General features: G+C 66.5%; 9 protein-coding genes. 3 read left to right on the forward strand and 6 right to left on the reverse strand.

The features are described from left to right. The first annotated feature begins 684 nt into the window (after window positions 1-684). Window positions 685-1,749: a ketopantoate reductase family protein gene (locus A5906_RS42960; protein WP_080135295.1), complete on the forward strand. Its 1,065-nt coding sequence runs from the start codon at window positions 685-687 to the stop codon at window positions 1,747-1,749. A 16-nt stretch (window positions 1,750-1,765) separates the two neighbouring features. Here the strand turns inward: A5906_RS42960 and A5906_RS11265 are convergent, their stop codons facing one another. Then, window positions 1,766-2,767, reverse strand: a complete 1,002-nt coding sequence (locus A5906_RS11265) for an Acg family FMN-binding oxidoreductase (protein WP_136615143.1) — start codon at window positions 2,765-2,767, stop codon at window positions 1,766-1,768. A gap of 154 nt (window positions 2,768-2,921) precedes the next feature. Further along, on the reverse strand, window positions 2,922-3,506 hold the full coding sequence (locus tag A5906_RS11270) for a LysE family translocator (protein ID WP_080135297.1): 585 nt from the start codon (window positions 3,504-3,506) through the stop codon (window positions 2,922-2,924). A 258-nt stretch (window positions 3,507-3,764) separates the two neighbouring features. On the opposite strand from A5906_RS11270, the gene A5906_RS11275 reads away from it, so the two are divergent. Continuing rightward, window positions 3,765-4,583, forward strand: coding sequence for a YkgJ family cysteine cluster protein (locus A5906_RS11275; protein ID WP_080135298.1), 819 nt, complete (start codon window positions 3,765-3,767; stop codon window positions 4,581-4,583). A gap of 105 nt (window positions 4,584-4,688) precedes the next feature. Then, window positions 4,689-6,203, forward strand: a complete 1,515-nt coding sequence (locus tag A5906_RS11280; protein WP_080135299.1) for a helicase HerA domain-containing protein — start codon at window positions 4,689-4,691, stop codon at window positions 6,201-6,203. 4 nt (window positions 6,204-6,207) lie between these two features. Here A5906_RS11280 and A5906_RS11285 read toward each other — a convergent pair whose 3' ends face one another. The 4 genes from A5906_RS11285 to A5906_RS11300 all read right to left on the reverse strand — a co-directional run. Then, window positions 6,208-6,948 carry an ABC transporter ATP-binding protein gene (locus tag A5906_RS11285; RefSeq protein ID WP_080135300.1) on the reverse strand — a complete coding sequence of 247 codons (741 nt, stop codon included), beginning with the start codon at window positions 6,946-6,948 and terminating at the stop codon, window positions 6,208-6,210. Beyond that, window positions 6,945-7,793, reverse strand: coding sequence for an ABC transporter ATP-binding protein (locus tag A5906_RS11290; RefSeq protein ID WP_080135301.1), 849 nt, complete (start codon window positions 7,791-7,793; stop codon window positions 6,945-6,947). Before A5906_RS11290 ends, A5906_RS11285 begins: the two co-directional genes overlap by 4 nt. Next, entirely contained in the window at window positions 7,793-9,616 is a 1,824-nt protein-coding gene (locus A5906_RS11295; protein ID WP_080135302.1) for an ABC transporter permease, read from the reverse strand. Before A5906_RS11295 ends, A5906_RS11290 begins: the two co-directional genes overlap by 1 nt. Before the next feature lie 56 nt (window positions 9,617-9,672). Next, window positions 9,673-10,736 (reverse strand): ABC transporter substrate-binding protein (locus A5906_RS11300; protein ID WP_245326680.1); only part of this gene is annotated, 1,064 nt, incomplete at its 5' end.

Consider the following 10,736-nt stretch of genomic DNA (forward strand, 5'->3'; position numbering starts at 1 on the left):
TTCCCTGCGCGATGGTCGGACGGCTTATGCCGTGCTCTCCCGGGAGCCGAATTCCCTCTGGCCTCCCTCACTCTCACGGAATTCACCAGCAGCGCGCCGGTTGACGCAACTGCCGCCTCCGCAAGAGCTTGACCGTAGCAACGACGGCCAGGACCACACGGTTTTGCCGTACGCACGGCCCGCCCTATCGCCGCAGTATTCCCAACCCCGTCGACAGAGCCGGAAACTTGCAAACGAGACGAACCTGTCAGCGCCGTTCGTCCGCACGCGGCCGCGGGCTCACCGGGGACTACCCGCCCTGCCCGCACCATCTCGTGCCCGACGCTGCCGCGTCCACCGCAAGCCCCGGCTCGCGAACATGACGACCACATGATCGCCCCTCAAGAATGAGCCGGGATGGGCACCACATACGACAAATCCGAATTTCGGTAAAGCGGAATATTTTTGGTGGATCGGGTTGACAGCCGGGCGACACAGCCCGGATGGGCCAACGGGCCGGCGCGAAGCGCCGCCCAATGACAGGCTCCGCGACACGGCATCGGCCGGACCGCCCGCCAGACCTTCTGCATCTTGTATGCATTATCCCAGTTGCCATTGCCGGCCACTTCGCTTTACATGCCGGCAAACGCCCCGGGACCGACGGCCGGGGCCCAAAAATCACATGACATCTCCAAGGGACGAAACATGGCGCGTAACATTCTGATTCTCGGGGCTTCTTACGGCTCGCTGCTGGGCACGAAGCTGCTGATGGCGCGGCACAATGTGACCCTGGTCTGCCGCGCCAAGACCGCGGAGCTCATCAATCGCGACGGTACCGAGGTGCGCATCAAGTTGCGCGACGAGGCCGTGCATCGGGCGATCTTCTCGCGCGACCTGCCTGGCAAGCTCGATGCAGTGACGCCGGCCGATGTCGACGTCTCGCGCTACGATCTGGTCGGCCTCGCCATGCAGGAGCCGCAATACACCAACCACACGGTGCGCGTACTCATGGTCAAAATCGCCGCGGCGAAGCTGCCCTGCCTGTCGATCATGAACATGCCGCCGCTGCCCTATCTGAAGCGGATCCCGGCACTGGCGAACATGGATCTGGAAGAGGCCTACACCAACGCACAGGTGTGGGAGCGCTTCGAGCCGGGCCTCGTGACGCTGTGCTCGCCGGACCCGCAGGCCTTCCGTCCGCCGGAGGAAGCGGCGAACGTGCTTCATGTCGGCCTGCCCACCAATTTCAAGGCATCGGTCTTCGCCGACGAGAAGCACAACAAGCTGCTGCGTGAGCTCGAGGCCGACATCGACGCGGTCACGCTCGACGGCCAGGACGTGCCGGTGAAGCTCAAGGTGTTCGACTCTCTGTTCGTGCCGCTGGCGAAATGGTCGATGCTGCTCACCGGCAACTACCGCTGCATCACGCCGCACGAGCCGCAGTCGATCCGCGACGCCGTGCATGGCGATCTCAAGCGCTCGCAGACGATCTACGATCACGTCGACGCGGTCGCGCGCCGCCTCGGCGCCGATCCGCAGGACCAGGTGCCATTCGCGAAATACGCCAAGGCGGCCGAGAGCCTGCTCAAGCCGTCGTCGGCCGCGCGCGCGGTGGCGAGTGGCGCGCCCTTCATCGAGCGCGTCGACCTCTTGGTGAAACTGATCTCGCATCAGCTCGGCGTGCCCAATGCCGAGATCGACCGCACGGTGGAGACCGTGGACCAGAAGCTGAACGAGAAGATCGTACAGGGCGGATCCGGCGCACAGTAAGGCGGCTTGGCGGCGATCATCGGCCTTGCGCGATCACCGCCGCCACGGGCCGGCGCAATGATCTCGGCAGCTCCGGCCCTGCACCGAAGCGCATCACGAGATCGGGCAAGCGCCGGCCAAGACTGAGATACGTCGCAAGCTGCCGGCGAAGGTCGGGAATCTCGATCGGCTGATTGACGAAGGCATTTTTGAGGCCGAGCGCCGTTGCCTGCAGTGCGAAGCGCTGGCAGGCGCGCCCGACTTCGACCCAATGCGGCTTGTCGTCGCGATCGGCGACGAACACCGCAAGGCCGGCGGAGCTCTCGATACAGGCGCGGTACTTGTCGTTCTCACCGCGTTCCGTGAACACGAACGGCAGCAACGGCCGGGCCAGCCACCGCGGGAGGGCCGGATTGCCCGACGTGCGCGAGAACAGGCCATCCATCGTTGCAACCGCCTCACTTTCGTTGAAGCGCATCCAGGCCTTGAGCTCCTCCATGAACTTCGGATCACGCATCTGCAGCGTGTTGCCTTCGACGACATAGTCGGTGAGGCGCTGCATCTGCTGACGGTCGGTCACGAGCAAGACCGTGACTCCTTCGCCGGATCCGGCCTGCTCGAGGCTGCGAAGCAGATCGTTTGAAACGGGCCTGCCATCATAGGCCGCACGCGTCGACTGCCGGTTCGGTATCGCGGCGAACAGGGCCGAAACCTGCGCGGGCGCGCGCTCGATATCGGCGACGACCGCACCGGCGTCAAACCGCAATGTCGTCCTCAAGCCCAAGGCGGCCGCCGCATGAACGAGATTCTCGGCGGCACAGCCGAGACTGACGTAGATGTGGTGATCATCGGGGTCAACCGCGGGACAACGACGCGAGACGTCGGGCGCAATGACGATGCTTTCCGGACCGAGCGTAAAGCGCCAGGGCTGGGTGTTGTGGCTGTTTGCGGCGAGGGTCGCGTAACGCACGATGCCATGGACGCCCTCATCCGGACGCAGCGGCGCCCAGGTGGTGCGCACCGCCTCCGCGTAAGTCATGGACGTAGCTGCACGCGATCCCTGCGGAGACATCACAGCGGCACACGCCAGTCCTGCCGCGAAGCTGCGCCGATTGACCATGACAGCCGATGCCTCCACAACGCGCCGAGACTGCGATGGACGACACACCTTCGCCTTGACGTCCCGCAAGCGTTCACGCGCTCATGAATGATTGCAGCCAGATCAGGCCAGTGACGGCGACGAGCGTGACCGCGCCGGTTCGGCCGATCAGCTCGGGACGCCCGAGACGACGGGCACCGCGGCCCAGCGTCGCGCCCAGCGTCACCCAGGCGGCTCCCGCCATGACGATCAGGAGCACAATCACACCGAGCCGGGGCAACAGCTCGGACGGTCCGGCCTGAAGCGGCAGCAGCAGGAAGGCGAACACCATCGCCTTCGGATTCAGCAGCGTGGTGAGCAGCACCTGGCGGAACGTCACCACCACCCCGTGATGCAGCTCGCGCGCGTTGACGCGCCAGAGCATGGCGGCAAGACCGAGGATGTAGACAGTGACGGCGATGCGGAGCGCGACAGCCGCCAGCGGAATGTCGCTGACGACGGGGCCAAGCGCCAGCCGCAGCAGGGCGATCGCCGAGAGATAGCCGCACAATTCCGCCGCGAGCAGATGAAGCGAACGGGAGATACCGACCCCTGCCCCCGATGTCGCGAGCAGGGTGTTGGTCGGTCCCGGCATGGCGAGAAGAAAACAGGTCGCCGTGAAGAAGGTCAGGAAGTTCATGCACCCAGCTAACAGAGCCCAGGCGCGTGGGCCTTGATCTGTGTCATTCCCTGCGGGGCGCGGTCCGGCGCAGCACCAAGGCATCGCCCAACGAGAACAACCGCGCCACCCCCGATCACGCGATCGTGTCGCCGCCTAGAACCCGTCTCCTTGCTTCGCGCGCAGGCGTCGGCAACATAGTTTTGTAGATCACCTTCCTGGCGGCGTTTTTTGCGGAACCTGCGTCGGGGAATCCAGACAAGAACAATAGAAGAAGCCATGGACCAGGCCATGCTGAGCGTCGTCCGCGCGGTGGAAGCGGGCGCCACGACGATCAAGGGCGTGATCGACGCCACCGGGCTCTCCCGTCTCAAGATCGAACGTGCGCTGGCCGCGCTGGAGAAGCAGAAGCTGCTGGTCCGCGACGGCCAGGGTTTTCGCACGACCGGCCTGCCGAAGACCGCGATGCCCGCGCGGCAATGCGGATCGTGCAACGCCTGCTGCGACATTCTCGAAGTGGCCGCGGTCGACAAGCCGGTGAACCAGCTCTGCCGGCATTGGCAGACCGGCACCGGATGCACGATCTACGAGCGCCGTCCGCAGATGTGCCGGTCCTTCGTCTGTGCCTGGCTGCAGGGCCATCTCGACGATCAATGGTTCCCGGCGAAATCGGGCATCATCGTGCATTTCAGCCAGGACGCCGTGAACGTGACGGTCGACGACCATTGCCCCGATCGCTGGCGCGAGGAGCCCTATTTCAGCAAGCTTGCCGAATGGTCGCTGAACGGGATCAGGCGGATCGGAAATCGCGGCTATGCGACGCTGGTGGTGTCCGGAGCCGAGCGGTTCCTGCTGCTCGGACGCACCGTCGTTCCCGAGCCGACATTGTTTGGAACCGCGTTCCTGCCGCTCACCACCGACACCTTCCGGTTCTGGCGGGCGAGATCGCCCGAGCATCTGCAGCGGCTGCACGCGCGCATCGCCGAGATCGAGCAGATCAGGCGTGAATTCGGCTCCTGCGCGATCCCGGAGAACGAGGACGACGATCCGCAGGCGCCCTACCGGCCCGCACTTCTACGGCTGTCGAATCACGCCTGAACGCCGCCGTGGGCAACGCGACCCGATTCGCGCTGGAGCGCTCGACGCGCCGCGGCGGGATTGATAAGCCCCTGTCCGCAGATGATGGGGACTTGAGTCGGGGACATGACGGTTGCGATCGAGATGGGGCAGACCACGGCAGGCGCCGCGGCCGCCATGGACCTCGAGGAATTGCTGGCGACGCGTCTCCTGGTGCAGGGCAATTCGGGCTCCGGCAAGTCGCATCTGCTCAGGCGCCTGCTGGAGCAGAGCGCGCCCTGGGTGCAGCAGGCCATCATCGATCCCGAAGGCGATTTCGTCACGCTGGCCGAGCGCTTCGGTCATCTCGTCATCGACGCCGAGGACCACACCGAGCGCGGCCTTCAGGTCGCCGGCGAGCGCGCGCGGCTGCATCGCGTCTCCACCGTGCTCAATCTCGAAGGGCTGGATGCCGAGAACCAGATGCGACGCGCTGCGGCCTTCCTCGGCGGGATGTTCGACGTCGACCGCGACCATTGGTATCCGATGCTGGTGGTGGTAGACGAGGCCCAGCTGTTTGCGCCGGCGGTCGCCGGCGAAGTCTCGGACGAGGCTCGCAAGCTCTCGCTCGGCGCCATGACCAATTTGATGTGCCGCGGCCGCAAGCGCGGGCTCGCCGGCATCATCGCGACCCAGCGCCTGGCAAAACTCGCCAAGAACGTCGCGGCGGAAGCCTCCAACTTCCTGATGGGCCGGACCTTCCTCGACATCGACATGGCGCGCGCTGCCGATCTGCTTGGCATGGAGCGGCGGCAGGCCGAAGCCTTTCGCGATCTCGAGCGCGGCCAGTTCATGGCGCTGGGACCGGCGCTGTCGCGCCGTCCGTTGCGCCTCAACATCGGGCCGACCGACACCTCTCCGCGCAATTCGACGCCGCGGCTGATGCCGCTGCCAGGAGCGCCGCTGGAGGATGCGCGCGCCGTGATCCTGGCCGCGCCGCCGCCCGATGCCAGCCGGCCGCAGCGCCGGCCCGCGCCGGATCTGCTCGAACAGCTCCGCGCCGCGAAGGCCGCCGCCGTGCCGGAGATCCGGCCCGAGGTGGTCGAGGTGCCGGTCAGTGCGGAGGAACTTGCCGAGCGGCGCGAGCGCGTCGATCGCACGCTCAGGGCCGTGCTCGCCGAGCCCGACGCCGGCTTCCGCGCCATCGGCGTGCTCTACCAGGAATTCGTGGTCCGCTGCCGCATCGAGGGCTTAGGGGCGGCGGTGCCCGATCTCAACGAATTCCGCCGCATGCTGACGCATGCGCGGGCCGGCGTCGGCACGGATCTCACTGAAGACGACGCCTGGCAGGACGTGTCGCTGCGCGCCTCGATCCTGCCCGACGACATGCAGGGCGTGTTCATGATGATCGCGCGCGCGGCCAAGGAAGGCTGGCCCTGTCCGGGCGATGCCGCGATCGCCCGCGCCTACGGCTCGCATTCGCTGCGCCGGGCGCAGCGTTTGCTCGGATACATGGAGGAGCAGGGCCTGATCGTCGTCCAGATCGACGGCGGCGGACGCCGGATCGTGACGCTGGTGGAGCTGGCCTGGGCGACCGCGCCGGGCGATCCCAATGGCGACGATCTGCCGGCGGAGACGGTGCAGAGCGCGGCTTCGGCCTGAAGCGTTACGCCGCCTCGGAGCCGCCGAGATAGGCGTCACGCACCCGCGGATCATCCTTCAGCGCGCGCGCCGGGCCTGACAGCACGATCTTGCCGGTCTGCAGCACATAGGCTTCGTGCGCGATCTCGAGCGCGAGGCTGGCATTCTGCTCGACCATGAAGACCGAGACGCCTTCCTGGTTGATGGTGCGGATCAGCTCCAGCACGCGATCGACATAGAGCGGCGACAGGCCCATGGTCGGCTCGTCCATCACGATCATCCTGGGACGGCTCATCAGCGCGCGCGCCATCGCCACCATCTGCTGCTCGCCGCCGGAGAGGGAGCCCGCGCGCTGCGACAGCCGCTGGCCGAGTTTCGGGAACAGCGTCAGCATCCTGTCGAGATCCTGCGCCACCGCATCGCGATCGTTGCGTACGAAGGCGCCCATCAGGATGTTCTCGCGCACGCTCATGTCGGCGAACAGCCGCCGCGCCTCCGGCACCGAGGCGATGCCGCGGCGGACGATCTGCGGTGTTGAGAGGCCGATCAGCGAGGCGCCGTCAAACGTCACCTCGCCCGAGCGCGGCTTCACCAGGCCCAGGATGATCTTCATCGTCGTCGACTTGCCGCTGGCATTGCCGCCGAGCAGGCAGACGATGTGGCCGCGCGCGACCGTGATCGACAGGTCGAAATGCACCTGGGCCTGGCCGTAGAAGGTGTTGACGTCAGACAATGTCAGCAGCGGTTCAGGAGCTGGATTCGTCATGCCGCGCTCTCCTGCTCTGCCGTCCCTGACAGCCCGTGGCCGAGATAGGCCTCGATCACCTTGGGTTCGGTTCGCACCTGTTCGCCCGGCCCTTCCGCGATCTTCTTGCCCTCGTCCATGACGATGACGCGTTCGGAGAGGCGCATCACCATCTCCAGCTTGTGCTCGATCAGGAGGATGGTCAGCCCTTCGGCTTTCAATTCGGCGACGAGCGCCTGCATCTCCGCCGTCTCGGTCGGGTTCATGCCCGCGGTCGGCTCGTCGAGCAGCAAGAGGCGCGGCTGCAAGGCGAGCGCACGCGCGATCTCGACGCGGCGGCGATTGGCGTAGGACAGGCTGTAGGCCGGCTGGTCGATGCGCGGCAGCAACCGTTCGCCAAAGCGGGCGAGGATGGCCTTCACCTCCTCGCGCAGCCGCTCCTCCTCCGCCTTGACGCTCGCCGGACGCAGCAGCGCGAGGCCGAGTTCGAGCAGCGGACCGATCACCGGCACAGCCGGCTTCACCGCGCGCAAGCGCGTATGGGCACCGATCAGGACGTTGTCCATGACGCTGAGATTGCCGAAGACACGGCCGAGCTGGAAGGTGCGCGCGATGCCTTCGGCCGCGAGCCGCTCTGGCGACAGGCCGGTGATGTCCTGGCCTTCGAAGTGCACGGTGCCGGCGTCGGGCCGGTCGAGCCCGGTGACGAGGTTGAACAGCGTCGTCTTGCCGGCGCCGTTCGGGCCGATGATGCTGATGAGCTCGCCCCTGGCGAGATCGAGATCGATGGCATCGACCGCGGTGAGGCCGCCGAAGCGGCGCGTCAGTCCACGCAGGGACAGCATGGGATGGTGCTGCTCCGCCATCAGATCGTCCCCAGCAGGCCCTGCGGCCTGAACCGCACGAGCAGCAGCAGCACGATGCCGTAGATCAGGATGCGATACTCCGCCGCGATCCGAAAGACTTCGGGCAGGCCCACCAGCGCCACCGACCCGACGATCGCACCGACGACGTTGCCGAGGCCGCCGAGGATGACGACGGTCAGCGCCAGGATGGATTGCTGCGTATTGAAAGTCTCGTGGTTTATGTAGGAATAGAGATGCGCGGCGATGCCGCCGCTGACGCCGGCGGCGAAGCCGCCGAAGATGAAGGCCAGCGACTTGTAGCGGTTCAGGCTGAGGCCATAGGCGCGCGCGGCGATATCGTCGTCGCGGATGGCGCGGAAGCTGCGACCGAGATGCGAGCCGAGCAGCCGCCCCTGGAGCAGCGCCAACACGACCATCACGATAAAGCTGAACCAGTAGATCGAGGTCGGGCTGATCAGATCGTAGCCGAACAGAGACAGCGGCGGGATGCCGGAGATGCCGATCGGTCCGCGCGTGACGCTTTCCCAGTTCAGGATCACCAGCGAGACGATCTCGCCGATGGCGAGCGTCGCAATCGACACATAGTGTCCGCGCAGGCGGAAGGACGGCGAGATCAACAGCGTGCCGAGCGCGGCGCTCATCAGGCCGCCGGCGATGATGGCGAGGCCGACCGGAACGCCAAGGGTCAGCGACAGCAGCGCCGACGTATAGGCGCCGATCGCCAGCAGCGCGGCATGTCCGAGCGAGACCTGGCCCATCGTGCCCGCGACCAGCGTCAGGCTGAGCGCGAGCATGCCGAGCAGCCAGGCATTGATCAGGGTCTGCAGCACGTAGAAGGACACCGGGAAGAACGGCAGGACCGCAAAGATCGCGGCTGCGACAGCCAAGGCCCAGCGCGGGATGCGCACCGGGCGGCTCGGCGCGATGAAGGTGCCGGTGAGCGGTTCGGGCGGCGCCTGCCGCGCGCTGGCGAACAGGCCGTTCGGCCGCAGCACGAGCACGACGACCAGCAGCAGGAAGGCGAACAGATTGCGGTAGCTGGTGCCGAACACGGCAACGCCGTAGCTTTCGACGAGGCCGAGCAACAGGCTGCCGATCACCGCGCCCGGCACGTTGCCGGCGCCGCCGACGACTTCGGCGACGACGCCCTTGAGCGTCGCCTGCAGGCTCATCGCGGTGTCGATCTGGTTGTAGTACATGCCGACCAGCATGCCGGAGACGCCGCCGAGCGCGGCGGCAATGCCGAACACCGCCTGATTGACGCGGTTGACGTCGACGCCCATCTGCATCGCGGCGTCGCGGTCCTGCGAGGCGGCGCGCACGGCCCAGCCGAGCTTGCTGTAGCGCAGGAACACGAACAACAAGAGCGCACTGGTGAGGCCGACGCCGGCGATCAGCAGGTCAAGCGGCCCGATTGTGCCGCCGCCGACCTGGAAGCGCACATCAGGCAGCTGGCTCGGCAGCGCGCGCGGATTGGGCGAGAAGGTCAGCATGACGAGCTGATCCAGCACGAAACTGATGCCGATGGTCGCGAGCAGCGGCGCGATCCGCACCGAGTTCTGCAGGGGCCGCAGGCCAAACCGCTCGATGATCAGGCCGACCACCGCCGCGGCCGCCGCGACCACGATGATGGTGAGCGGCAGCGGCGTATGCAGCTGCACCACCGCGACCCAGCCGATATAGGCGCCGACCAGATAGATCGAGCCTTGCGCGAAGTTGATCAGCCGGCTGACGCCGAAGATCAGCGCGAGCCCGACCGCAACGAGGGCGTAGACATTGCCGACGATCAGCCCGTTGATCGTGTAGTCGAGCCAGGAAGACAAACGTTGGTCCCCGCGTAGAGAGAAGAGCGGCCGGAGCGGTTGCCCCGGCCATCAGGTCAGGTCGGCTTGCCGTCCCAGAGCGCGAACTGGCCCTTGCGCACGACCAGCTCGGCGTTCATGGCGCCTTTGATCCGACGGGTCGCGACGTCGAACGTCGCGGTGCCGAAAATGACGCTTGGGACGTCCCTGACCTTGGCGAAGGCGTCGCGGATCGCCTTGCGGTCGGTGCCGCCGATCTTCACCACCGCGGCCGCCATGTTCATGGCGTCGTAGGCGTAGGCATTGAACGCGTCGGGCTCGAGCCCGTTGTATTTCTTCTTGAAGCCGGCGATGAACTTCTGCACCTCGGGCCGCGGATCTTCCGGGAAGTAGCGCGTGCCGACATGCACGTCCTCGACCGCCTCACCGCCAAGCTCCAGGAACTTCGGCGAATAGACCGAGCTGGCCGCGCAGATCACCTGCTTCAACCCGACCTGGCGGGCCTGGCGAGCGATCAGCGCGCCGTCGGAATAATAGGAGATCAGGATCAGGCCGTCCGGATTGGCATCGCGCACGCGCACCAGCGTCGAGCGGAAGTCGCGCTCCTCCGCGATATAGCCCTCGGTGACCGCGATCTCGGCGCCATATTCCTTGGCCGCGTTGACGAAGTAGTCGCGGCTGGTGCGGCCCCAATCGGTGTTGAGGTGCAGCACCGCAAGCTTCTTCAGCCCGAGGCGCCTCACCGCATAGGACGCCAGCAGCGGCTGCTCGTCGGCCTGGCTGACCGAGGTGCTCCACATGAAGTCGCCGCCCTTGGTGAAGTCAGGATGCGAATTGGTGAAGCCGAACTGCACGAGGCCCGCGCGCTGGTAGATCGGGGATGCCGCCATCGACGCCGGGCTGGAGAAGTCGCCAAGCTCCAGCACGATGGCGGGATTGGAAACGAACTTCTGGGCGATCGCCACCGACTGGCGCGGGTCGCTCTGGCTGTCCTCGAATTGATAGGCGAGCTTGCGGCCGTTGATGCCGCCGGCAGCCATGATCTCGTCGAGCGCAAGGTCAAAACCCTGCTTCCACTGCGTGCCATATTGCGCGTTCGGGCCCGTGAGGGGGCCGCTGACGCCGAGCAGGATCGGCTCGG

It is taken from the genome of Bradyrhizobium sacchari (assembly GCF_002068095.1).
In the GTDB taxonomy this organism is placed as follows: Bacteria; Pseudomonadota; Alphaproteobacteria; order Rhizobiales; family Xanthobacteraceae; genus Bradyrhizobium; species Bradyrhizobium sacchari.

Coding starts and splice junctions, on each gene's coding strand:
- A5906_RS11280 (WP_080135299.1), top strand. CDS start 4,689: ATGACGGTTGCGATCGAGATGGGGCAGACCACGGCAGGCGCCGCGGCC.
- A5906_RS11265 (WP_136615143.1), bottom strand. CDS start 2,767: ATGACTTACGCGGAGGCGGTGCGCACCACCTGGGCGCCGCTGCGTCCG.
- A5906_RS11290 (WP_080135301.1), bottom strand. CDS start 7,793: ATGGCGGAGCAGCACCATCCCATGCTGTCCCTGCGTGGACTGACGCGC.
- A5906_RS11275 (WP_080135298.1), top strand. CDS start 3,765: ATGGACCAGGCCATGCTGAGCGTCGTCCGCGCGGTGGAAGCGGGCGCC.
- A5906_RS11285 (WP_080135300.1), bottom strand. CDS start 6,948: ATGACGAATCCAGCTCCTGAACCGCTGCTGACATTGTCTGACGTCAAC.
- A5906_RS11270 (WP_080135297.1), bottom strand. CDS start 3,506: ATGAACTTCCTGACCTTCTTCACGGCGACCTGTTTTCTTCTCGCCATG.
- A5906_RS42960 (WP_080135295.1), top strand. CDS start 685: ATGGCGCGTAACATTCTGATTCTCGGGGCTTCTTACGGCTCGCTGCTG.